Source organism: Sediminibacterium soli (assembly GCF_009939225.1).
In the GTDB taxonomy this organism is placed as follows: domain Bacteria; phylum Bacteroidota; class Bacteroidia; order Chitinophagales; family Chitinophagaceae; genus Sediminibacterium; species Sediminibacterium soli.
Genome location: NZ_JAACJR010000008.1, coordinates 1013143 through 1036186, shown reverse-complemented (window position 1 = coordinate 1036186; position 23044 = coordinate 1013143). Strand labels below are relative to the sequence as shown.

19 protein-coding genes are annotated in these 23044 nt (G+C 50.9%); 9 read left to right on the top strand and 10 right to left on the bottom strand.

Annotated features, from left to right (window positions below; genetic code table 11):
- Positions 1-42 precede the first annotated feature (42 nt).
- Positions 43-2325 (bottom strand): catalase/peroxidase HPI, encoded by a 2283-nt coding sequence (gene katG, locus GWC94_RS11650; protein WP_161835193.1) that lies wholly within the window; start codon positions 2323-2325, stop codon positions 43-45.
- A gap of 190 nt (positions 2326-2515) precedes the next feature.
- On the opposite strand from katG, the gene GWC94_RS11645 reads away from it, so the two are divergent.
- Positions 2516-3454, top strand: a complete 939-nt coding sequence (locus GWC94_RS11645; protein ID WP_161835192.1) for a hydrogen peroxide-inducible genes activator — start codon at positions 2516-2518, stop codon at positions 3452-3454.
- Between the two features lie 128 nt (positions 3455-3582).
- On the opposite strand, the gene GWC94_RS11640 is transcribed toward GWC94_RS11645, so the two are convergent.
- The 4 genes from GWC94_RS11640 to GWC94_RS11625 all read right to left on the bottom strand — a co-directional run bounded on the left by GWC94_RS11640 (position 3583) and on the right by GWC94_RS11625 (position 7742).
- Positions 3583-4386, bottom strand: coding sequence for an alpha/beta hydrolase (locus GWC94_RS11640; protein ID WP_161835191.1), 804 nt, complete (start codon positions 4384-4386; stop codon positions 3583-3585).
- A gap of 161 nt (positions 4387-4547) precedes the next feature.
- Positions 4548-5288 (bottom strand): alpha/beta hydrolase, encoded by a 741-nt coding sequence (locus GWC94_RS11635; RefSeq protein WP_317163468.1) that lies wholly within the window; start codon positions 5286-5288, stop codon positions 4548-4550.
- Positions 5289-5460: 172 nt separating this feature from the next.
- Positions 5461-5757 carry a rhodanese-like domain-containing protein gene (locus GWC94_RS11630; RefSeq protein WP_161835190.1) on the bottom strand — a complete coding sequence of 99 codons (297 nt, stop codon included), beginning with the start codon at positions 5755-5757 and terminating at the stop codon, positions 5461-5463.
- The gene (locus tag GWC94_RS11625) at positions 5754-7742 is read right to left on the bottom strand and encodes a KUP/HAK/KT family potassium transporter (RefSeq protein ID WP_161835189.1); all 1989 of its coding nucleotides are present in this window, start codon (positions 7740-7742) and stop codon (positions 5754-5756) included. The genes GWC94_RS11630 and GWC94_RS11625 overlap by 4 nt, the downstream gene beginning before the upstream one ends.
- Before the next feature lie 169 nt (positions 7743-7911).
- On the opposite strand from GWC94_RS11625, the gene GWC94_RS11620 reads away from it, so the two are divergent.
- The 5 genes from GWC94_RS11620 to GWC94_RS11600 all read left to right on the top strand — a co-directional run bounded on the left by GWC94_RS11620 (position 7912) and on the right by GWC94_RS11600 (position 13725).
- Entirely contained in the window at positions 7912-9435 is a 1524-nt protein-coding gene (locus GWC94_RS11620) for a hypothetical protein (protein ID WP_161835188.1), read from the top strand.
- Between the two features lie 9 nt (positions 9436-9444).
- The gene (locus tag GWC94_RS11615) at positions 9445-10434 is read left to right on the top strand and encodes a DUF6427 family protein (RefSeq protein WP_161835187.1); all 990 of its coding nucleotides are present in this window, start codon (positions 9445-9447) and stop codon (positions 10432-10434) included.
- Between the two features lie 171 nt (positions 10435-10605).
- The gene (gene purQ, locus GWC94_RS11610) at positions 10606-11268 is read left to right on the top strand and encodes a phosphoribosylformylglycinamidine synthase subunit PurQ (RefSeq protein ID WP_161835186.1); all 663 of its coding nucleotides are present in this window, start codon (positions 10606-10608) and stop codon (positions 11266-11268) included.
- A gap of 57 nt (positions 11269-11325) precedes the next feature.
- Positions 11326-11772, top strand: a complete 447-nt coding sequence (locus GWC94_RS11605; protein WP_161835185.1) for a protein-disulfide reductase DsbD domain-containing protein — start codon at positions 11326-11328, stop codon at positions 11770-11772.
- Between the two features lie 15 nt (positions 11773-11787).
- On the top strand, positions 11788-13725 hold the full coding sequence (locus tag GWC94_RS11600; RefSeq protein ID WP_161835184.1) for a protein-disulfide reductase DsbD family protein: 1938 nt from the start codon (positions 11788-11790) through the stop codon (positions 13723-13725).
- A gap of 13 nt (positions 13726-13738) precedes the next feature.
- Here the strand turns inward: GWC94_RS11600 and GWC94_RS11595 are convergent, their stop codons facing one another.
- Positions 13739-14320, bottom strand: a complete 582-nt coding sequence (locus GWC94_RS11595; protein WP_161835183.1) for an RNA polymerase sigma factor — start codon at positions 14318-14320, stop codon at positions 13739-13741.
- Between the two features lie 223 nt (positions 14321-14543).
- On the opposite strand from GWC94_RS11595, the gene uvrA reads away from it, so the two are divergent.
- Positions 14544-17384 carry an excinuclease ABC subunit UvrA gene (uvrA, locus tag GWC94_RS11590; protein ID WP_161835182.1) on the top strand — a complete coding sequence of 947 codons (2841 nt, stop codon included), beginning with the start codon at positions 14544-14546 and terminating at the stop codon, positions 17382-17384.
- A gap of 149 nt (positions 17385-17533) precedes the next feature.
- Here uvrA and GWC94_RS11585 read toward each other — a convergent pair whose 3' ends face one another.
- Positions 17534-17956, bottom strand: a complete 423-nt coding sequence (locus tag GWC94_RS11585; RefSeq protein WP_161835181.1) for a DUF4293 family protein — start codon at positions 17954-17956, stop codon at positions 17534-17536.
- Between the two features lie 112 nt (positions 17957-18068).
- Positions 18069-19349: a serine hydroxymethyltransferase gene (locus tag GWC94_RS11580; RefSeq protein WP_161835180.1), complete on the bottom strand. Its 1281-nt coding sequence runs from the start codon at positions 19347-19349 to the stop codon at positions 18069-18071.
- Positions 19350-19568: 219 nt separating this feature from the next.
- Here GWC94_RS11580 and GWC94_RS11575 point away from each other — a divergent pair, with 219 nt between their 5' ends.
- Entirely contained in the window at positions 19569-20558 is a 990-nt protein-coding gene (locus tag GWC94_RS11575) for a sugar phosphate nucleotidyltransferase (protein ID WP_161835179.1), read from the top strand.
- 153 nt (positions 20559-20711) lie between these two features.
- A complete protein-coding gene (locus GWC94_RS11570; protein ID WP_161835178.1) occupies positions 20712-21668 on the top strand; it encodes an NAD(P)H-dependent flavin oxidoreductase in 957 nt (318 codons plus the stop codon).
- A gap of 99 nt (positions 21669-21767) precedes the next feature.
- On the opposite strand, the gene GWC94_RS11565 is transcribed toward GWC94_RS11570, so the two are convergent.
- Both GWC94_RS11565 and GWC94_RS11560 read right to left on the bottom strand, forming a co-directional pair.
- Positions 21768-22256: a DinB family protein gene (locus GWC94_RS11565; RefSeq protein ID WP_161835177.1), complete on the bottom strand. Its 489-nt coding sequence runs from the start codon at positions 22254-22256 to the stop codon at positions 21768-21770.
- A 27-nt stretch (positions 22257-22283) separates the two neighbouring features.
- A complete protein-coding gene (locus GWC94_RS11560; protein ID WP_161835176.1) occupies positions 22284-23039 on the bottom strand; it encodes an SDR family NAD(P)-dependent oxidoreductase in 756 nt (251 codons plus the stop codon).
- Between the last annotated feature and the right edge of the window lie 5 nt (positions 23040-23044).

Genomic DNA, 23044 nt, shown 5'->3' with positions numbered 1-23044 from the left:
GAGATTTTCCTGACTAATATAAGTCTTTTGGCTTAGAATCTTCTATTTCACGAGGTCAAAGCGATCCAGGTTCATCACTTTGGTCCAGGCGGCCACGAAGTCTGTTACAAATTTTTCCTTTGCATCATCGCTTGCATATACTTCTGCCAGCGCCCTTAATTCGGAGTTGGAGCCAAAGACCAGGTCTGCGCGTGTGGCCGTCCACCTGGCTTCGCCGGTGTTGCGGTCGCTTCCTTCGAATACCTGCTGCTGGTTATCTACCGCTTTCCAGGCCGTATTCATATCGAGCAGGTTTACAAAGAAATCGTTGCTGAGTGTTTCGGGTCTGCCGGTGAATACACCGTGTTTTGAACCGTCGAAATTTGTGTTCAGCACACGCATGCCGCCTATCAGAACGGTCAGTTCCGGTGGTGTCAGCGTAAGCAGCTGGGCCTTATCAACCAGCAGTTCTTCGGTGGATACGCTGAACCTGCCGCGCTGGTAATTGCGGAACCCGTCTGCCGGCGGTTCCAGTACGCCAAACGATTCCACATCGGTTTGCTCCTGTGTGGCATCCATACGGCCGGGTGTAAATGGAACCGTAAGGGGATGTCCTGCTTCTTTCGCTGCTTTCTCCACGCCGGCGGCGCCCGCCAGTACGATCAGGTCGGCGATGGACAGTTTTTTATTACCCGATTGTGCGTTGAATGTTTTTTGAATGCCTTCCAGCGTATCCAGCACTTTTGACAACTGCGATGGATTGTTCACCGCCCAGAATTTCTGCGGAGCCAGACGGATACGGGCACCGTTTGCGCCGCCCCGTTTATCCGATCCGCGGAAACTGGATGCAGCAGCCCATGCGGTGCTTACCAGTTGCGCCACGGTTAAGCCGGAGGCAAGGATACTGTTTTTCAGCGCAGCGATATCCTTCTCATCGATCAGTGCATGGTCAACAGCCGGGATGGGATCCTGCCAGAGCAGCTCTTCCGCAGGAACATCGGCGCCGAGGTAACGGGCACGGGGTCCCATATCGCGGTGTGTTAATTTAAACCAGGCACGTGCAAATGCATCGGCAAACTGGTCGGGATTTTCGAGGAAACGGCGTGATATCTTTTCATATACCGGGTCGAATTTCAGCGAAAGATCTGTTGTCAGCATCCTTGGTGCCTGTTTCTTTGCTGCATCGAATGCATGCGGAATGGTATCCGCCGCATCTTTGGCCACCCACTGGTGTGCACCTGCCGGACTTTTTGTCAACACATAGTCGTGCGCAAACAGGTTTTCGAAAAAGTTATTGCTCCATTGCGTGGGGGTGGTGGTCCAGGTAACTTCCAGTCCGCTGGTAATGGCATCTGTTCCTTTGCCGGAACCAAAACTGTTATGCCAGCCAAGTCCCTGTTCTTCGATGGATGCCGCTTCGGGTTCTTTACCCACATGCGTGGAAGGAGCCGCGCCATGTGTTTTACCAAAGCTGTGTCCGCCTGCAATCAGCGCCACGGTTTCTTCGTCGTTCATCGCCATACGGGCAAATGTTTCGCGGATATCGCGTGCTGCAGCAATGGGATCAGGATTGCCATCCGGGCCTTCGGGGTTCACATAGATCAGTCCCATCTGCACCGCCGCCAATGGTTTCTCCAGGTTGCGCGAATGCATATCGCCGTCTGCAGTATCGTCTGATGATACAACGCCATGGTTTTTCGGAACCCCTTCGGAGCCGTGCGCATAACGGATATCGCCGCCCAGCCAGGTTTTTTCCGAACCCCAGTATACATCCTGCTCGGGTTCCCATACGTCTTCGCGTCCGCCGCCAAAGCCAAAGGTCTTGAAGCCCATCGATTCCAGCGCCACATTACCGGTGAGGACCATCAGATCGGCCCAGGATATTTTGCGGCCGTATTTCTGTTTGATTGGCCAGAGCAGCCTGCGCGCTTTATCCAGACTTACATTATCGGGCCAGCTGTTGAGGGGTGCAAAACGCTGTTGCCCCGCCCCGGCACCGCCGCGGCCATCGCCCGTACGGTAGGTGCCCGCACTGTGCCAGGCCATCCGGATAAACAAAGGACCATAATGACCGAAATCGGCGGGCCACCAGTCCTGCGAGTCCGTCATCAACTGATGCAGGTCTTTCTTCAGCGCATCCAGGTCGAGCGACCTGAACGCTTCCGCATAGTTGAAACCTGTATCCATCGGATCAGACAGGGAAGCATGCTGACGCAGTATGTTCAGCCGCAGCTGGTTGGGCCACCATTCGCGGTTGGTGGTTCCGTGACCGCCTACATTTTTTTTCAGTGTGCCGTTGTGAAAGGGACATTTGCCGATGTCGCCTGTTTGTTTTTCTTCGCTCATAATATTGTTGATTTACGGGGTTGTGCATTTGGGGATTCCGGATTAGGGCTCATATGATTTTCCGGAGGTGCTAAAATCCGCTAATCCGGAATCCGCTAATTCATTAATCCATCACTCTTCCGGCAAATGTTGCGTTTTTTGTGACATTGTCAAAATAGATTAATTTTATATTATCATAGATGAAATCTATATGACATTCACCCAGCTGGAATACATTATTGCGCTTGATAACCGCCGGCATTTTGCGGAAGCCGCGCAGGATTGCTTTGTATCGCAGCCCACGCTGAGCATGCAGGTGCAGAAGCTGGAAGAGGAGCTGGACATCAAACTGTTTGACCGCAGCAAACAACCCGTGATACCCACCGAAACCGGGCGGTTGCTGATTGAACAGGCGAGAAGGATTATTGCCGAGAGAAACAGGATGACGGAACTGGTGAACAACAGCAAGCATATACTGGCCGGGGAATTGCGCGTAGGCATCATTCCCACATTGGCACCGTACCTGTTGCCCTTGTTCGTACAGCCGTTTACTGAAAGCTATCCCGCCGTAAGACTGGTGGTGAACGAGCTTACGACAGATAACATCGTTACCCGTCTGCGCTCGGGAAAGATCGATATGGGCATCCTCGTTACGCCGCTGCAGGAGCAGGGCATCAAGGAGCATGTGTTATTTTACGAGGAACTGATGGCCTATGTATCCAGGAAAAATGCCGCGTACAAGAAAACCTATATGCTTCCGCAGGACATTGATCCCCACAAATTATGGCTGCTGGAAGAAGGGCATTGTTTCCGCACACAGATCATGAATTTCTGCGAGCTGCAGAAAGCAAGCCGCACCGCCACCCATTTTGATTACGAAGCAGGCAGCATAGAAACCCTTCGGCGGATGGTGGACACCAACGATGGCATTACCATTCTGCCCGAACTGGCCACGCTGGGCATGACCAACCGCCAGCTCTCCCAGATCCGCTATTTCAAACGCCCCTCGCCCATGCGGGAAGTGAGCATCGTTGTTCACCGCGATTTTGTCAAGAAAAACCTGGTCGATATCGTCCGAAGTTCCATACTCGAGTCCCTGCCGGATAAAGTGACGACAAATAAGAGCAGGCATGTTGTGGGGATAACGTAAGGGAACAGAGGAACAAGGAACGGAGGAACAAGGAACAGGGGAACAAGGAACAGAAGAGCAGGGAACAGGAGGGCAAGGAACAGGGGAGCAGGGAACGGAAGAGCCGGGAACAAAGATGGGGAGAAAACTCAGCGTAAAATGCTGTCCAGTTTTTGCCGGGTGCGGGTAAAGTTGCCGAGATCATTGTGGGAGCCGCCTTCGATGGTTACCAGTTCGTCGCCGGGTTTGAAACAGCTGGTGAGCCTGCTCGCGTTGCGATAGGGTACGACCCCGTCGGCGGTGCCGTGGAAGATGGTAACGGGAGCGCTTACTTTCTGCAGGTATTGGTAAGTGGGTATCCGGTAATGAAGCAGTGTTTCGAGGGGGTACATAAAAAGATAGGGGCGCAACAGGTAAGGGATACTGTAATACGGTGTTTCGAGCAGGAGGCGCCTGCAATCGCGGATGGATGCCAGCTGCGCGGCAACACCGGTTCCCAGCGATTTGCCATAAATAACGATCTGTTTTGGTTCGTAAATATTCCGCGCCAGTTTGTATACCTGCAGGGCTTCGTCGTACAATGCCTGCTCTGTTAAGACGCCGGTTGATTTGCCAAAACCCGGGTAGTCGGGCATCCATACATCGTACCCGTTACGGGTAAACCATTCCGCATACATCGCATAGTGCGTTACATTCCGGCGGTTGCCGTGAAAATAAAGCACCACGCCTTTTTTGGCCGTGTCCCGCGTATGAAACTGTACGATATTGTAGACCGTTTCCTTATCGGATTCGATATTGGTTTCCGTAAACGGCTGACCGAAACGGTAGCTGCTGTCTGCCACCACTTGCTGGGGATGCAGCAGCAGCCTGTCCTGCATAACATACAAAATGCCGCCCGCAAGGCAGTACAGCACAACAGGGATCATCAGCAGGCGGACTGTTTTCTTCTTCACAGCGTAAAAATAACACTGTTTGCCTGTTGCGCAACTTCGCTTTTCTCCGTGCCCCTCCGTGTCACTGTGTCTCTGTGTTGAAAAACTCCCGCATAAAGAGGGGTTGGGAGAAAACAGAGACACGGATGCAACACAGAGGCACGGCGGAACACGGAGAGGTATCAGTATTTCAGGATATCACGGATAAAATTGTGGTATTCGGGGAAGCTCGGGAGGTTGTTGTGTCTTCCGCCATGTATCCGTATCAGCGTGATTTTGCCGGGGTTTAGCTGCTGCAGTTTTTCGCTGTGGCGTATGGGTATGAGCCAGTCTTTGGTGCCGTGGATGATATAGGTATGGCAGTTTACTTTGCGGATCCATTTATCCGTATGCAAATGGTAGCGCAGTATCCATTTATGCGGAAATATCGGTACAAATCTTTCAACCACTTTGATGAAGCTGAAATAAGGTGCGTCGAGTATCAGGTAACGCGGTTTGTTATCGGCGGCAAGTTTGGCCGCAAAGCCGCTGCCCAGGCTTCTGCCGTAGATAAGGATATCGTGTTCCGCATGGTTCTCCAGCAGTTTTTCGTAAACGAACTGCATATCGGACAACATCTCTTTTTCACTTCTTTTACCGGTGCTTTTTCCAAAGCCGCGGTAATCCACGAGCACCACATCGTACTGGTACCGGTAAAAATCCTTTGCATATTTTGCCCAGCCTTTGATGCTTTTGGAATTGCCATGGAAATAAAGGATCAGTCCTTTGGGTGCCTGGCAGAAAAAATGCAATCCGTTAATGCGTATACCCGTCGCCACATCAAAGAACAGTTCTTCAAACGGTACATCGTACCGGTACTCGAAGTCCTGCGGCAGTTTTTCGGGCTTGAAAATAAAACGGTCCTGTATAAAATAGATCAGCACCGCTAACAGGGCGTAGGCTGCGATGATATAGAGGAGGGTGGGCTGGATGGGAGGAGGTTGTATTGTTAAATGGCTGTATGGTTGAATGGCTGGGTGATAAAAGGGAAATATAAAGTTGAATGGGTTAACCGTTTAACAATATAGCCATACAGCAATATAACCACGCAGCCATTCAGCTCTCCAACTCCGCCCAGCCTTCCATTCCTCCCTGTAAGTTAATAAGATTCCGGAAACCGAATTTTTGTTCCAGTCGCTGGATGGCGATCTGGCTGCGGATGCCTTTTTTGCAGTAGACGATAACGGGTTTGTCTTTCGGGATCAGGGAGCTGTTGGCGATAACGGTATCGAGGGGTAATAACATGCCGCCGATATGATAGGCTTCGTGTTCGAATGGCTCCCGTACATCGAGGAGGAAAATGTCTTCGGTTTCCAATCGCTGTTTCAGTTCAGCGGCGGTGATATGCGTCATTCGTATTCGTTTCCGTCGTGGTAAACGCGTTTGAGGTTGAATTTTGATACGGGTGCAACGATCAGCGGGAACTTTTCGATGGTTACATTACTGGGGTCAAGACCAAAGCCGCGTTCTTCGCCGAGACTGATCTCCTTGAGCCAGAAATACAGCTTCATGATCACCTTTTCCATGAAAGGCAGTTCGTTATCCTGGCTCAGGTATTTTTCCAGTACGATGAACTGGAAATCGCCCACCACATTATTCCTTTCGAGGCTTTCATAGCGGCTGGTGATGTTCACTTCCTTGTTGTTCACCAGTTCTTCCACCACTTTGCGGAACATCAGGTTGATGCGCTGCTCTACGCGGAAGCCCAGCCTGAATTCCACCCGGATGATATCGTTGGGGATGATGTGTTCAACAGAGAACTCGGAAGTGTAGGGGTCGTCAAGCACATCCACATGCACAAACCAGTAGATATCCGCACGCTTCGGTTTTTTATTCAGGATGGAATAGATGATCTTATGCTCTATCTCTTTCGGGTTGTTGGCGCTGGTCATGTATACCAGGTGCGTTGCATATTTCGAAATGGTGCGGTCGTTGCTCAGTTCCTGGATCATCGGTATATAGTGCTCGAGCCGTACAAATTCCACGTAGCGGTTCTTGATCTTCCGGCTCCTGAACCATACATACATCACCGCAAACAGGGCGCCGCCCACGATCAGCGTCACATAACCGCCATGCATGAATTTCTCCAGGTTGGCGATCAGGAAAGAAGATTCTATGGTGAGGTAAACCACCAGGTAGAGATAGATCAGTCCCGAATTGGCGCGTCTGCTCACCAGGAAATTGGCAAACAGGATGGAGGTGCTGATCATACACATGGTGATGGCCAGTCCGTAAGCCGCGCCCATATTCGCCGATTTCTGGAAATACAGCACAATGCCCACGCAGCCGATATACAGCAGCAGGCTGATACCCTGTATGTACAGCTGTCCTTTTTCTTCTGTCGGATAATTGATCTTCATCTTGGGCCAGAGGTTCAGCCGCATGGCTTCGCTGATCAGTGTAAAAGAACCCGATATCAGCGCCTGGCTGGCGATCACCGCCGCAAAAGTGGATATGATGATACCCGCCAGTTTAAACCATTCGGGCATGATACCGATAAAAGGATTGAAACCGGCGGACATTACTTCGGCAGGGATCACCTGCCCGCGGTAATTCGCCAGCAGCCATGCGCCCTGTCCCAGGTAGTTCAGGATCAGGCAGGTCTTTACAAAGATCCAGGAGATGCGGATATTGCCTTTGCCGCAGTGCCCCAGGTCGCTGTACAGTGCTTCCGCTCCCGTGGTGCAGAGAAAGACGGCTCCCAGCAGCCAGAAGCCCTTGGGGTAAGTGGTCAGCAGTTCGATGGCGTAATGCGGGCTCAGCGCTTTGAAAATATGGATATCATCAAGCAGGTGCGTGGCGCCCATTACGGCCAGCATGGTAAAAAACAGACCCATGATGGGGCCAAACAGTTTACCGATGGAAGCGGTTCCGAACTGCTGCGCAAAGAACAGGATGGTAATGATCCCGATCACGATGCCCACAATGGTTTTCTGGGTGATATGGCTCAGCGCGGGCAGCTGCCGCAGACCTTCTATGGCGGAGGTAACGGTGATGGGCGGTGTAATGATACCGTCGGCCAGCAGCGCCGCGCCACCGATCATGGCGGGTATGACCAGCCATTTTCTTCTTCGCCTGACAAGCGCATACAGGCTGAAAATGCCACCCTCGCCTTTGTTATCGGCTTTTAGCGTGAGGATCACATATTTGACGGTTGTTTGCAGGGTAAGCGTCCAGATAATGCAGGAAAGCGATCCCAGGATCAGCTGCTCCGAGATCACCCTTCCGGTAATGATCTCGTTCAGTACGTAAAGCGGCGATGTACCGATATCGCCGTAAATAATGCCCAATGCTATGACCAGACCGGCGGCGGAAACCTTGTTGAAATTCTTGCTCACACAACGAGGGTTAGTGCAATAAAACAGGAAATATTTGACAAATGTAATTGGAAATTCCTTCCTGCCCAGTAAATCTTATGCTTTGGCCGGTTTTTGTTTTACCGTTAAATTAACCACCCAAAAGCCCCGCAACCCGTACATTTGAAACAATAAATTCAGCTACGCGCCGATGAAAAAGCCAATACCCGTTCTGTTTTCCCTTTTTCTGCTGTTCGGCCTGCAGGGCCGGGCCCAGCAGATCACCTATTCCGAGCCCGACAGGGATGATGCGCGCTCCATCAATTTTGAGATACTGGGTAAGATCAGCGGAAACGTACTTGTGTATAAGAACTACCGCGACCAGCATTTTATTGCGATCTACGACAACGATATGAAGCTGACCGACCGGGTGAAGATGGACTACCTGAGCGGGCGTATCTCCAATACCGAATTCATCCAGTACCCCGAATTCATCTATATGCTGTATGAGTACCAGCGGAGAAATACGGTATACAGTATGGCGGTGAAGATCGGCGCCGACGGTAAAAAAATAGGGGAGCCCGTACAGCTGGATACCACCGAACTGAGCTTTGGCAATAACCGTATTTACTCGATCGTGAACAGCGACGACAGGCAGAAGATCATGGTATTCAAGATCAATACCCGGAACGATAAGGCGCATATACTCACCACCAGCCTGTTTGACAGGAACCTCACCCTGCTGCGCAAAAGCCGTCTCAGCATACCGATGCCGCAGCGCAACGATTTCCTGACAGAGTTTACACTGGATAATGATGGCGACCTGGGCTGTATCCGCGCATCGGGCACGGCTTCCAATGACAACATCAATAAGGTGAGCCTGATCGTAAAACCGGCGCTGTCGGATAATATCGTGGTCTCCGATCTCAAATTCGCGAACATTTACCTGGATGATATCCGCATCAAGCCCGACAATATCCACAAGCATTTTGTGGTCACTTCCTTTTACAGCAAACAGCGCCGCGGCAATATCGAAGGACTGTATTATTCACTCTGGGATAAGACCGCCAACCGCGAGATCATGAATGCCACCAGCGTTTTTTCCGACGAGTTCAGGGAAGACGCCAAGCCCACCGGCAACAGCAAAACAGCGTTCAACGATTATTTCCTGAAGAACATCATCCTGCGCAAAGACGGCGGTTTTCTGGTGATGGCGGAATCCGTATACACCACTTCCCGCGGCAATACGCTGAACAGGTGGGATTACCTCTACGGTTCTCCCTACTGGACACCGCTCGATTATTATTACTGGAACAGCCCGGCAGGCTATTATCCCTGGTGGCGTTCGAATATTTATAACAACCTCAATACCATGACCCGGTATTATGCCGATAATGTGGCCGTTATTTCTTTCGAACCCGGCGGTAAACTGGAATGGAGCAATGTGATACGGAAATCGCAATACGACGATAATACCGACAACTTTATCGGTTACGGCCTGCTGAATATGGGCAGCCAGCTGCATTTTTTGTTTAATGTGCAGGAAAAGCGTGCGCTGATGCTGAGCGACCAGAGCATCGCTCCGTCGGGACAGATAGACCGCACACCCACTTTCAAGAATATGGACAAGGGGTATGAATTTATGCCGCGGCACGCGAAGCAGGTAGGTTCGCGGGTGGCGGTGATACCCTGTCAGTTCCGGGGCTTTATCTGTTTTGCAAAAATCGAATTTTAATACGGCGCCGTGGTCTTTCTTTTCAGAGATAAATCGATCGCAAATATCTTTTTCCTGCTGCTGCTCAGTCTGGCTGTGCACCTGCATTTCTTTATCGTGCCGCCTCCCGTGGTGGCCAATGTGAACGATGGCGCCATTTCGATGCTGATCGCCAATTACGCGACCTCGCTGCCGCAGTCTGCCCTGTTCGTTGTATACGTGCTGGTAGTGGTGCTGCAGGCCATCCGCCTGAACATGGTGCTGGGCGAAATGCGCATGTTCCAGAATAACAGTTATACCACCGCCATGGCCTATGTGCTGCTGTCGGGTATACTGCCGCAGTGGTGCAGTATTTCGTCGGCGCTGGTGGCCAATTTCCTGCTTATCTGGATATTCATCAAACTCAGCAGGCTGTATAACCATCCGTCTCCCAAAACCCTGCTTTTCAACACCGGACTGATCGTGGGTTTTTCGGTGATCTGTTACCATCCCACCGCCATACTTATCGGGGTGGTATTGTTTGCGCTGATGGTGGTTCGCCCTTTCCGGCTGGCAGAATGGGTGATATTGCTGATGGGTGTGCTGCTGCCCTATTATTTTCTGTTTGCTTTTTTATACCTGGGCGACAGGATAGCCGAATTCAAGTCTTTTCTGCCCTACCTGCAGTTGCACCTGCCGCTTACCCAATGGAGCATTGCGCTGATCGTACAGGTATCCCTGCTATTTGTTATGATGGTGGCGGGACTGGTATACTGGCAGCTTACGCATAAGCGGATGGTTATCCAGATACGTAAGAACTGGGGGGTGATGATGGTGATGCTGTTCATACTGCTGCCGATACCTTTTCTGTTCCAGCAGGCGGGTATAGAATCGGCATTTATGTGCGCGGTTCCCCTGGCCGCTTTTTCCTCCAACGCCTTTTCAGTGCCCAGACGACTGGTATTGCCCAATATTCTTTTCTGGCTGGCTGTGGCGGTGCTGGCATACAATAACTGGACGATGGTGATGCAGCCGGGATAAGATGTATTACCTGGGTTTGCCGACCGTTGGGAATACACCAGCGCTGTTTCCGCGGCTGGCCGGCAAACGATCCTGCGGCCTGTCTGAAAGACGAAATAAGGGAAGAAAATTACCTTTTCGGGCGTAACTTTGCGGCTCGGTCTTTTATCATTTCAGCATAAACCAGCATCAATGAAATTTGGCGTCGTTGTTTTTCCCGGATCTAACTGTGACAGAGACATGCAGGATGCTCTGCAGAACGATTTTGGCAAGGAAGTGATCATGTTATGGCACAAAGACAAAGACCTGAGCATGTTCACCACAGACGATTGTATCGTGATCCCGGGCGGTTTTTCCTACGGCGATTACCTGCGCTGCGGTGCCATCGCCAGGTTCAGTCCGATGATGCAGAGCGTCATCGATTTTGCCAACCGGGGCGGCAAGGTGCTGGGTGTATGCAATGGCTTCCAGATATTGTGCGAGAGCGGGCTGCTGCCCGGTGTGTTACTGCAGAATGCCAACCAGCAATTCGTTTGCAAGAATGTATTTATCAAAAACGGGGCGGGACAGGCCCTGAAAGTGCCCGTGGCGCATGGCGAAGGCCGTTTTTATGCAGACGATGCCACGCTGGACGAGCTGGAAAAGAACGGACAGGTGATATTCAAGTACTGCCAGCCCGACGGCACTGTTAACGAGGGGGCCAATCCCAACGGCGCCACCCGTAATATCGCAGGTATCAAAAACAGAGCAGGGAATGTATTCGGCATGATGCCGCACCCCGAGCGTTCTTCTTCGGAAGCCATGGGTAACCAGGACGGACGAAAAGTGTTTGAACTGCTGCTCGGCCTTAATTAACAAATCGCTTGTAAGTGATTGCCTAATTTTCCGTCTGATATAGTACAATCCATGGATATGAAAAAAATCGTCTTTTCTGTTTTTCTGACCGTGCTGGCCGGACTGGCCTTTGGACAGAACCCTGTGAACTGGTCTTACGAAGCAAAGAAAAAAACGGCCGATACCTACGAGATCATCCTTACGGCCGAGCTGGAGTCGCCCTGGCATCTGTATTCACAGAACACCGGTAAGGGAGGCCCCATACCCACTACGATCCGGTTCAAACCGAACCCCCTGGTAACCGTTAGCGGAAAAACCAATGAAGTGGGTAAACTGGAGAAGACCTACGACAAGAATTTCAAAACAAATGTGCTGTACTACTCGGATAAAGTACAGTTTGTTCAGACCGTGAAACTGAAAGGAAAGGTAAAGACCAATATTACCGGTACCGTTGAGTACATGGTTTGCGACGACAGCCAGTGTCTTCCCCCCGCAAAGAAGACGTTCGACCTGAAACTGCTCTGATATTAAATTCTTTCGATGAAAAAACTATCTGCAATCCTTATAGCGCTGTTCTCTTTTCTTTTCCTCACCGCGCAGGGCGATAGTTTGCTGCACTGGGAAACACAGGCCCGGAAAATAGGCGATGGTTTGTATGAACTGCGTGCCCGCACGGCCATACCGGCCGGATGGCATGTGTATGGAAGCAACCCTTCTATAGAGGGACTCGAAAATATCAAATTGGTGCCTGCATACGAAAATGCGCTGATGCAGGGAACGCTGTCGTTCGACAGACAGCCGAAAAATATGGCCGATCCTGTTTTTGGCAAGGCCAATGTGTTCACGGAAAACATAGAAGTGATACAGCAGGTGAAGATCAGCGGTTTTGTACCGCAGACCCTGAAAGGAACCATTACGGCCTATATTGGTAGGGCGGATGAATTTCTTACATCCGAGCAGTCTTTCGATGTGGTGCTTGAGGGCGGGCAGGCGGCGGCTGCAGATGCGCAGAACATCAAACTGGCAACGATCGATCTGGCCAATCCCAAAGAAGACTGCGGAAAGCAGCAGAACCCCGGCGATACCGGTTTGCTGTCGGTATTCTTTCTCGGGTTCATCGGCGGACTGATTGCCCTGCTGACGCCCTGCGTGTTTCCGATGATACCCGTTACGGTATCTTTTTTTACCAAAAGATCGGCCAACCGGAAACAGGCGGTACGCAATGGCGTGCTGTATGGTTTTTTTATTTTCCTGATCTATATACTGGCAAGCCTTCCCTTTCACATACTCGGTAATGTGCAGCCGGAGATATTCAACAATATCTCTACCAATTCCTGGCTGAATGTGATCTTCTTTGTGATCTTTATTTTCTTTGCCATTTCCTTCTTCGGTTATTTCGAGATCACTCTGCCAGGCAATATCGCCAGCAAGGCCGATTCGAAAAGTGGTTTGGGAAGCACCATCGGCATCTTCTTCATGGCATTGACCCTGGCCATTGTATCGTTCTCCTGCACCGGGCCCATACTGGGTTCGCTGCTGGTTGGTTCGTTAAGCGGCGGGGCGTGGCCCCTGACCGCGGGACTGGCGGGGTTTGGACTGGCACTGGCATTGCCCTTTGCGCTGTTTGCCATATTCCCCAACTGGCTGCAGTCGTTACCCAAATCGGGCGGATGGCTTGATACGGTTAAAAAAGTACTGGCTTTTGCGGAACTGGCGCTGGCATTCAAATTTCTCTCCAACGCAGACCTGGTGATGCATTGGGGCATTCTTAAAAGAGAAGTGTTTATCGGCATATGGCTGCTGATCGGCGCGGCGCTTACGCTGTACCTGTTCGGTATACTCCGGCTGCCCCACGATTACAAGGGAATGAAGATCAGCAGCGGCCGCAAACTGGTGGGGCTGCTTGCCTTACTGTTCACCCTGTACCTGATACCGGGCGTTACCCGCAGCAAATATGCCAACCTGCAGTTGCTGAGCGGTTTTCCGCCGCCATTCAGTTACAGCATCTACGGAAAAGAGAATGTATCCAACAAAGGCTTGGAAGCAAACGTGGTAAACGATTATGCAAAAGCGCTTGAAATGGCCAGGGCACAGAACAAACCCATCCTGATCGATTTTACCGGCTGGGCCTGTGTTAACTGCCGCAAAATGGAGGAGAATGTCTGGACGCAACCCGAAGTGTACAAGTACATCAAAGAAAATTTCATACTGGTTTCATTGTACGTGGACGATAAGCAGAACCTGCCGATAGAACAGCGTATCAACAACTACAAAACAAAAGACGGGGGCAGCAAGGATATTGTGAGCGTGGGCGATAAATGGGCAACTTTCCAGTCGGAGAATTTTAACCAAACCACCCAGCCTTTGTATGTTATACTGGATACCAATGAAAAACTGCTGAGCCATCCTGTTGGATATACACCCGATGCCAACGAATACCTGGCCTGGTTAAAATGCGGGCGGGAAGCTTTTAAATAAGATAAGCTGATTATTATAAACTGATCTGTTTTTCCGTCATCATCTTGCGGAGGTTGATCAGTCCGTAGCGCATACGTCCCAGCGCGGTGTTGATGCTGCAATTGGTAATGGCGGCGATCTCTTTGAAACTGAGATTGGCATAGTGGCGCAGAACGATGATCTCGCGCTGCTCTTCCGGCAAAAGATCGAGCATCTGCCGAACGCGGTCATGGCTTTGCGACTGCATCACTTTTGTGTCGGGTGCATCTTCCGAGATCTGCAACAATTCGAAAATATCTTTGTTATCACTGGTGCGGATGGAAGGGGCGCGTTTTACTTTGCGGAAATAATCCACGCAGAGGTTATGCGCAATACGCAGGGCCCAGGGCAGAAACTTACCTTCTTCGGTATACCGTTTGTTCTTAAGGGTGTCGATGATCTTGATGAACACATCCTGGAACAGGTCCTCGGCAAGATAACTGTCCTTTACAAAAAACAGAATGGATGAGAATATCTTGTCCTTATACCGGTTGATAAGGTTCTCGAACGCGCAGGAATCGCCGTTCTGGAAAGACAGGATCAGGTCGGTATCAGACACATGGTCCAGGGTTCTCATAATTTACTTCGGGCTGTTGTTTTAAATGTTTAATCTGCGGTATTAACAGTAACTCATTCTATTTCAATGTCAAATTAAAAATCTTTACAGGGTTTGCATGTGTTGTGGAAAGATGTTTTCCGCGGGGTATGGTTATACACATTCCACGCGTTTAGCAAGCGCTTTGATTTTGCTAAATTTTTGTGCAAAATCGGATAGATTCTGTTTAATTTTATGGTTCGTTATGGCAACAAAAACAAAAGCTGCACCCGTGCAGAAAACAAAAACCGATTCAGGCGATATAGTGGTGAAAGGTGCACGCACGCACAATCTCAAAGATGTTACCGTTAGTTTTCCGCGTAACAAACTGATCGTTGTTACGGGTGTATCGGGCAGCGGTAAATCCTCGCTTACCATCGATACCCTGTTTGCCGAAGGGCAGCGACGCTATGCAGAAAGCCTGAGTGCGTATGCCCGCCAGTTTATGGCAAGGATGGTAAAACCGGATGTGGATTATATCAAGGGACTTTGTCCTGCCATCGCCATCGAGCAGAAAGTGATCACGCGCACACCGCGCAGTACCGTGGGCAGCATGACGGAGATATACGATTACCTGCGCCTCCTGTATGCACGCACCGGTAAGACCATTTCGCCTGTCAGCGGAAAGCAGGTGAAAAAAGACGATGTGGCCGATGTGCTCGATATGATCAGGGCAATGCCTGAAGGTTCGAAGGCATTGATCGTGGTGCCCTTTAAACAACATGCAAAAAGAGATGCCAGGGAAGAACTGGGTATACTGATGCAGAAAGGTTTTTCACGGATGTACCTGCGCGGCCGGCAGCAAACAGGAGGCGGTGTTATGCGGATAGAAGAACTGCTTGAGCAGCCTGACAAGGAAATCAAAAAACAACTTGGCCCGCACGCATCGGGGCTTTCGGTTTTTGTGCTGGTGGACCGTATTGTTACCAAACAGTTTGAGGAGGACGACCTGCATCGTTTGTCCGACTCCATCGGCACCGCTTTTTACGAGGGCGAGGGAGAGATGTATGTAGAGCAGGACGGCGGCAAGCTGCATCATTTCAGCAATAAGTTCGAGCTCGACGGCATGCAGTTCGAAGAACCGGTGCCCAATCTTTTTTCTTTCAATAATCCCTATGGGGCCTGTCCTACCTGCGAAGGCTTTAGCCAGGTGCTGGGTATCGATGAAGACCTGGTGGTGCCGGATAAACGTTTAAGTCTGTATGATGGCGCTGTTGCACCCTGGAAAGGAGAGAAACTGGGCTGGTGGAGAGAGCAGTTCATCAGGCATGCGGGTAAGTTCGGCTTCCCGATCCACAAACCTGTTATCGATCTCAGTAAACAGCAATACAAACAGCTATGGGAGGGCGAGGGCGAAGCGCTGGGAATACAGGATTTTTTCAAGGAGGTGGAACAGAACCTGTACAAAGTGCAGTACCGTGTGCTGCTGAGCCGCTACCGGGGGCGCACTACCTGTCCGGATTGCCATGGCTATCGTCTTCGTAAAGAAGCCCTGTATGTAAAAGTGGCGGATAAACACATCGGTGAGCTCTGCGAAATGCAGGTGCGCGACCTGAAAACCTGGTTTGACGAACAAACCCTTTCGCCGCATGACCGGCAGGTTGCCAAAAGAATACTGCTCGAAGTGCACCAGCGTTTGCAGACGCTGATCGATGTGGGACTGGGCTACCTGACACTGAACCGTCTTGCCAATTCCCTCAGCGGCGGAGAGAGCCAGCGTATTCAACTAACCAGGAGCCTGGGAAGCAACCTCACCAATTCATTGTATATACTCGATGAACCCTCTATCGGATTGCATTCACGCGATACGGAGCAGCTGATCGGCGTATTGAAATCACTGCGCGATCTTGGCAATACCGTGGTGGTGGTGGAGCACGATGAAATGATGATGCGCGAAGCGGATCATATCATCGACATGGGGCCGCTGGCTTCGCACCTGGGCGGGGAAGTGGTGGCGGAAGGTAATTACAACGGGATCGTGGCCAACCCGGAAAGTCTTACGGGTAAATACCTGACGGGTAAACTGAAGATCGAGGTTCCGAAAACACCGCGCAAATGGACACGCAGTATCACCGTGGAAAATGCGCGGCAGCATAACCTGAAAGATATCACCGTTGAATTCCCGCTGAACACGCTGTGCGTGGTGAGCGGTGTAAGCGGCAGCGGTAAAACAACCCTGGTAAAACAGGTATTTGTTCCGGCGCTGAAAAAACTGAAAGGCGATTTTGCCGATAAAGTGGGTCTGCATAAAACGCTGAGCGGCGATATCGATTACATATCGCAGGTGGAGCTGGTTGACCAGGATCCGATCGGCAAATCTTCGAGAAGCAACCCGGTTACCTATATCAAGGCCTACGACCATATCCGCGACCTGTATGCAAAACAACCGCTTGCCAAAATGCGGGGCTTCCAGCCAAAACATTTTTCTTTCAATGTGGATGGCGGGCGTTGCGATACCTGCAAGGGAGAGGGAGAGCAGATCGTGGAGATGCAGTTCCTTGCCGATGTACACCTTACCTGCGAATCCTGCGGTGGCAAACGATTCAAGGAAGAAGTGCTGGAAGTGCATTACCAGGGCAGGAGCGTATACGATGTACTCGAAATGAGCGTTGACGAAGCGATCAGGTTTTTTGCCGATGAAAAGCCGATCCGCAATGCGATACAGCCATTGCAGGACGTGGGGCTTGGTTATATCAAACTCGGGCAGAGCAGCGACACGCTAAGCGGCGGTGAGGCGCAGCGGGTGAAACTGGCCAGCTTCCTTGGCAAGGGCAAAGGGATCGGTCATATGCTTTTTGTTTTCGATGAACCAACAACCGGGCTGCATTTTCACGATATCAGCAAGCTGCTGGCATCGTTCAATGCACTGATAGAGCAGGGACATTCGCTGATCGTTATTGAACACAATACCGATGTGATCCGTTCTGCCGACTGGATCATAGACCTTGGACCCGAAGCCGGTGATGCAGGCGGCAACCTTGTGTATGCCGGGGTGCCATCAGGTATAAAAAAAGTGAAGGAGAGTTATACAGGTCGATTCCTCTGATAAGGGGGCACGCGTTTGTGGTTTTCTCTGTGAAACTCCGTGCCTCTGTGTTGAAAAAAGCATGTAAAATGAAGATGGCCGCACTTCTGACGGTTCTTTTAGCACAGAGGCACGGAGTTTCACGGAGAGAGCCCCATAAATGGGGTGTGTTATCTCAGCCTGTCCAGGCTTTTTATCAGTTTGCTGTCTTTGTAGATACCCCTTGTGGCAAAGAATAAGACAAAGGGAATGGCCAGCGAGATCAGTGCGGTGAGGTCGAACGACCAGTCTGTGGGTACGTAATCCTGTGTATGCTTATAATACAACCCCAGGTTGATGATCGATACCACCAGTGCCGCCGAAGTAACACGCATCTGCAGCCTCCTGTTTTTATAGAGAAAGACCGCGATCAGCGATGCCAGTGCAACGGCAACGACAAGTACCGTCAGCAGCACACTGTTCCTACCGGTAAAGGGTTTGAATTCTTTTACCGTATTTACCAGGATATTGCCGCTGAAAAAGGAAACCTGCAAGGAAATAAAGGCCAGTGCCGAAGCCGTCAGCAGCCATAGCGATTGTATGCGTTGTATCATGGGTATGTGGTTGAAAGATTGAATAGTTGAATGGCTGTATTGTTATACGGCTGCATTGTTGTAAACGGCACAATAATTAAACAATGCAACAATAACCAGTTAACAAACAACACTATCCCAGCTCCGGGTATAACGGAAACTGCGTCATAAATTCATTCACCGATTTTCTTACTTCCTTAATGATATTGGCGTCATCTGCATTCATCAGCACCCTGTCGATGGCGTCTACGATAAACGGCATATGTTCTTCCTTCATACCGCGGGTGGTGATCGAAGGAACACCAAGGCGGATACCGGAAGTGACAAAAGCGCTTTTATCATCGTAAGGCACCATGTTCTTATTGGCGGTGATATCGGCTTCCACCAGGGCATTCTCTGCTTTTTTGCCGCTGATATTTTTGTTGCGCAGGTCAACCAGCACCAGGTGGTTATCCGTTCCACCGCTAACGATCTGGTATTCCTTTGCCATTAATGCTTTGGCAAAAGCCTGTGCATTCTTCACGATCTGGCTGGCATAAGCCGTGTATTCATCGCTCAGTATTTCGCCGAAGGAAATGGCTTTGGCGGCGATTACGTGCTCAAGCGGGCCGCCCTGTATGCCGGGGAACACGGCCATATCGATGAGGTTGCTCATCATACGGATATTGCCTTTTACATCTGTAAGTCCCCACGGATTTTCGAAATCCTTGCGCATCATGATGATGCCGCCGCGCGGTCCGCGCAGGGTTTTGTGCGTGGTGGAAGTAACAAAATGGCAATGATCGAAGGGATCGTTCAGTAAATTTTTGGCGATCAGGCCCGCCGGGTGTGCAATATCAGCCATCACCAGTGCGCCTACCTCATCCGCCACTTTGCGGATACGCGCATAGTCCCAGTCGCGGCTGTAAGCGCTGGCCCCGCAGATGATCAGTTTGGGTTTCACTTCCCGCGCTTTTGCTTCGAGCATTTCGTAATCCACTACGCCGCCTTCGCGGGTAACGCCATAAAAATTAGGCTGGTATAATTTTCCGCTGTAGTTCACCGCCGAGCCATGGGTGAGGTGTCCGCCCATTGACAGATCAAGCCCCAGGATGGGATCGCCGGGCTGCAATACGGCAAGTGCCACGGCAGCATTGGCCTGCGCCCCGCTGTGCGGCTGCACATTGGCGTAGTTGATGGTGAATATCTGCTTGAGACGGTCGATGGCCAGCTGTTCGGTCTGGTCAACGATTTCGCAGCCGCCGTAGTAACGGCGTCCGGGATACCCTTCGGCATATTTGTTGGTCATAACATTACCCATGGCCTGCATTACCTGCAGGCTGGTAAAATTTTCGGAAGCGATCAGTTCAATGCCGCGGCGTTGTCTTTCCAGTTCCTGTTTGATCAGGTCAAAAACAAGGGTGTCTCTTTGCATGTAAGAATGGTATTTGCGGCAAAGATACGCGGTAGCTATGAGCAATAAAACCCTGATGCGGGTACTGTTAGTATTTTATTAAATAATGCTGCATTCCGGGTACCTGACCGGCCCTCGGCCCGTAAATCCATGGATTTTCCTAATTTGCGCCCTCTGAGAATATGTCTGGAGGAGATGCTGGCGGTGAGATTGGCCAGAACAGTTCAAAAGTAAGACCCCATGAAAGCGATCATACCTGTGGCCGGCGCTGGTACCAAGTTGCGGCCGCACACTTATACACAGCCCAAGGCACTGATTCCCATTGCCGGCAAAACGATCCTGAGTTTTATTGTTGACCAACTCAAAGATGCCGGTATCAACGAATTCATTTTTATTGTCGGGTACCTCGGAGAAAAGATCCAGGACTATGTAAAACAAACCTATCCCGATCTTATCACCCATTTTGTTTTTCAGAACGAACGCCAGGGTACGGGGCATGCCATTGAACTTACGCGGAATATTGTTGGTGATGACGAGGTATTTGTGGCGCTGGGCGATACCATCTGTGAATACGATGTGCAGGAAATGGTTAACAGCCCGTACAGCATGCTCGGCATCAAGAAAGTGGACGACCCCCGGAATTTTGGTGTGGCATCGATAGGCGACGACGGTTTTATTGAGCAGGTGGTGGAAAAACCGGCGATCCCCAAAAGCAATATGGCGCTTGTGGGCCTGTACAAGATCAAGGAAACACAGTTCCTGTTCCAGTGCCTGCACCACCTGTTTGCGCAGGACATCCGCAGCTTTGGTGAATACAACCTTACCGATGCGCTGGACTGCATGATCAAACGCGGCGCCCAATTTCAGGCGCTGAAAGTGAAGAACTGGTTCGACTGCGGCAAAAAAGAAACCCTGCTCGAAAGCAATGCCACTTTGCTGAAGAAATTCGGCGGCAATGTACAGCAGCACGATTTCACAGACACGATCATTATACCGCCCGTGAGCATTGCGCCGGGTTGCGATATCTCCAATTCCATCATCGGACCGCATGTGGCTATCGGTGCCAATACATCCATCAAGCATTCCATCGTACGCGACAGTATCATCGGTTCATATACCAACCTTTTTGAGGTGGTGCTCGATAATTCGCTTATCGGAAGCGATGCGTCGGTGAAAGGATTGAGCAGGAGCCTGAACATCGGCGATAATACGGAAATAGATTTCGGGTAAACTCTTACGGTTGATATTCCCTATAGAATAACCTGCCTGTTTATTGCAGGAAGAAGCGCTATCTTTCAGAAGCGATGTTTACAGGTATTATTATTGAATACAAGAACCGCTGCAACATGCTGCTAAGGCTGAGGCAGGCAATTAACTTGCACCATGAACAATGGATCAACGACCGATAACCCCATTCTGAAACTGTTCGGCATACAATACCCCATCATCCAGGCCGGAATGGTATGGGCCAGCGGCTGGCGGCTGGCGAGTGCGGTAAGCAATGCGGGCGGACTGGGTTTGCTCGGGGCCGGAAGCATGTACCCGGAGGTACTGAAAATGCATATTCAGAAATGCAGGGCCGCCACAGACAAGCCGTTTGGCGTAAATGTTCCGCTGATGTATCCCGGTATTGAAGAGCTGTTCCGTATCATCATCGAAGAAAAGGTACCCATTGTTTTTACGAGCGCCGGTAATCCGAACACCTGGACGGGCAGGCTGAAAGAGCATGGCATCAGCGTGGTGCATGTGGTGAGCAGCAGCAGGTTTGCGCGCAAGGCGCAGGATGCGGGATGCGATGCGGTGGTTGCCGAAGGTTTTGAGGCCGGCGGTCATAACGGCAGGGAGGAAACCACCACCATGGTGCTGGTGCCGGCTGTTTGCGCAGCGGTATCCATTCCCGTTATCGCAGCGGGAGGTATTGCCAAGGGCAGGCAAATGCTTGCGGCAATGGTGTTGGGTGCAGACGGTGTGCAGATCGGTTCGCGGTTTGTGTGCACCCCCGAAGCTTCTTCACATATGGATTTCAAACAGGCGGTGATCCGCGCAGAGGAGGGAGATACGCTGCTGGCGATGAAGAAACTCGTACCCGTGCGGCTGCTCAAAAATGATTTTGCAGAACGGGTGCATGCAGCCGATAAAAGCGGCGCTTCGGAAGAAGAACTCAAACAGCTGCTCGGCAGAGCCCGCGCCAAAAAAGGTATGTTCGAAGGTGATCTTACAGAAGGCGAACTGGAGATAGGACAGGTAAGCGCGCTGATCAGGGAAATCAAACCCGCTGCTGAAGTGCTGCAGGAGATCCGCGAAGAATACGAAAAAGCTGTGGTTAAGCTCAGGTCTTAATTAATAGAAACGGGGATCCGGACTGGCCGGTATCTCCATGCACTGCAGGATAAAATGCCTTTCGGGATCCCCGTTCGATCTCTGATTTCCGATAAGTAATCAGTCTGCCTTCGGCAACCCGTAGGCTTCCCATTCTTCTTTGGCAGGACCGTACACACCGGGCACTTTAAGCCCCGCCATACGCATCAGTACGGTTAATTGTCCCCTGTGGTGCGCCTGGTGCGCAATGGTTACCCATAAGGCAAACCCTTTTTTCCATGTTTCGCCATACATGGGTGTGGTTTCCTGAAGTGTTGCATCCGTCCACTGGCCGGCGGCCTGTTTTACCTTGTTGGATGCACTGGTATACGCTTCGGTCAGTTCGGCAACGGTATGGTAATGTTGTTTGCTGTGCACCAGCGGCAAAGTGGCTGCCTGCGGAATGCTTGCTGCGCAGTCAACAATATGATTGGCTATGCGCTCTATGCTTCGGTAGCCTCCGATGAGTTCTTTGCCGAGGCTCTGGTCTGTCAGCTGTTTAAAACACGAAAGCGTGGCTTCGGATTCCTGTTCCCATACCTCTGAAAATGTGTTGATGGATGCGATCATATCATGAATTGTTTTTGTTTATCGGGTTTATTTGTGAACATAAATACCATCTGCCTGTGCCGTGCAGGTAACCACGAGGTCGTTGATGCAAACGTTTTCAGGAAGGGTGGCGCAGTAAAAGGCAACATCGGCAATATCGCCTGCATACAGGGGTGTAAAGCCATCGTATACAGCAGCCGCTTTCTGCTCATCGCCTTTGAACCGCACCCTGGAGAATTCTGTTTCGGCAGCGCCGGGGTGAATGGCCGTTACTTTGATGCGGTGCGGCAGCAGGTCTATCCGCATGGAATGACTTAATGCATCCACGGCAAACTTGCTGGCACAGTAGGCATTGCCTTCCCTGTACACCAGTTTACCGGCCACCGACCCCATATTGATGATATGCCCTTTTTTTCTTGCCGTCATATAAGGCAATACGGCTTTGGTTACATACATCATGCCTTTCACATTTGTATCGATCATGGTATCCCAGTCGTTGAGATCGGCATTTTCAAAACTGTCTTTTCCCAGGGCCAGGCCTGCATTGTTCACCAGCAGGTCGATGGATTTCCAGTCATCGGGCAGGGCGCCGATGGCAGCAAACACTTCCTGCCTGTTCTGCACATCAAAAACCAGCGGCAGCACCCGCACCGCATATTGATCCTGTAATGTCTTTGCCAGTTCCTGCAACTTCCCTGCTCTCCGGCCGGTGATGATGCAATGCCAGCCAGCCCCGGCAAATTTTTCAGCGATCGCTTTCCCGAAACCCGAACTGGCTCCGGTGATAAGGATGGTTTTTTTCATGCAAC

What these genes read in the sequence shown, in the direction of transcription:
- GWC94_RS11575 (WP_161835179.1), top strand. Translation starts at nt 19,569, where the DNA reads ATGAAAGCGATCATACCTGTGGCCGGCGCTGGTACCAAGTTGCGGCCG.
- uvrA (WP_161835182.1), top strand. Translation starts at nt 14,544, where the DNA reads ATGGCAACAAAAACAAAAGCTGCACCCGTGCAGAAAACAAAAACCGAT.
- purQ (WP_161835186.1), top strand. Translation starts at nt 10,606, where the DNA reads ATGAAATTTGGCGTCGTTGTTTTTCCCGGATCTAACTGTGACAGAGAC.
- GWC94_RS11605 (WP_161835185.1), top strand. Translation starts at nt 11,326, where the DNA reads ATGAAAAAAATCGTCTTTTCTGTTTTTCTGACCGTGCTGGCCGGACTG.
- GWC94_RS11600 (WP_161835184.1), top strand. Translation starts at nt 11,788, where the DNA reads ATGAAAAAACTATCTGCAATCCTTATAGCGCTGTTCTCTTTTCTTTTC.
- GWC94_RS11565 (WP_161835177.1), bottom strand. Translation starts at nt 22,256, where the DNA reads ATGATCGCATCCATCAACACATTTTCAGAGGTATGGGAACAGGAATCC.
- GWC94_RS11620 (WP_161835188.1), top strand. Translation starts at nt 7,912, where the DNA reads ATGAAAAAGCCAATACCCGTTCTGTTTTCCCTTTTTCTGCTGTTCGGC.
- GWC94_RS11585 (WP_161835181.1), bottom strand. Translation starts at nt 17,956, where the DNA reads ATGATACAACGCATACAATCGCTATGGCTGCTGACGGCTTCGGCACTG.
- GWC94_RS11645 (WP_161835192.1), top strand. Translation starts at nt 2,516, where the DNA reads ATGACATTCACCCAGCTGGAATACATTATTGCGCTTGATAACCGCCGG.
- GWC94_RS11570 (WP_161835178.1), top strand. Translation starts at nt 20,712, where the DNA reads ATGAACAATGGATCAACGACCGATAACCCCATTCTGAAACTGTTCGGC.
- GWC94_RS11630 (WP_161835190.1), bottom strand. Translation starts at nt 5,757, where the DNA reads ATGACGCATATCACCGCCGCTGAACTGAAACAGCGATTGGAAACCGAA.
- GWC94_RS11580 (WP_161835180.1), bottom strand. Translation starts at nt 19,349, where the DNA reads ATGCAAAGAGACACCCTTGTTTTTGACCTGATCAAACAGGAACTGGAA.
- GWC94_RS11595 (WP_161835183.1), bottom strand. Translation starts at nt 14,320, where the DNA reads ATGAGAACCCTGGACCATGTGTCTGATACCGACCTGATCCTGTCTTTC.
- GWC94_RS11560 (WP_161835176.1), bottom strand. Translation starts at nt 23,039, where the DNA reads ATGAAAAAAACCATCCTTATCACCGGAGCCAGTTCGGGTTTCGGGAAA.
- katG (WP_161835193.1), bottom strand. Translation starts at nt 2,325, where the DNA reads ATGAGCGAAGAAAAACAAACAGGCGACATCGGCAAATGTCCCTTTCAC.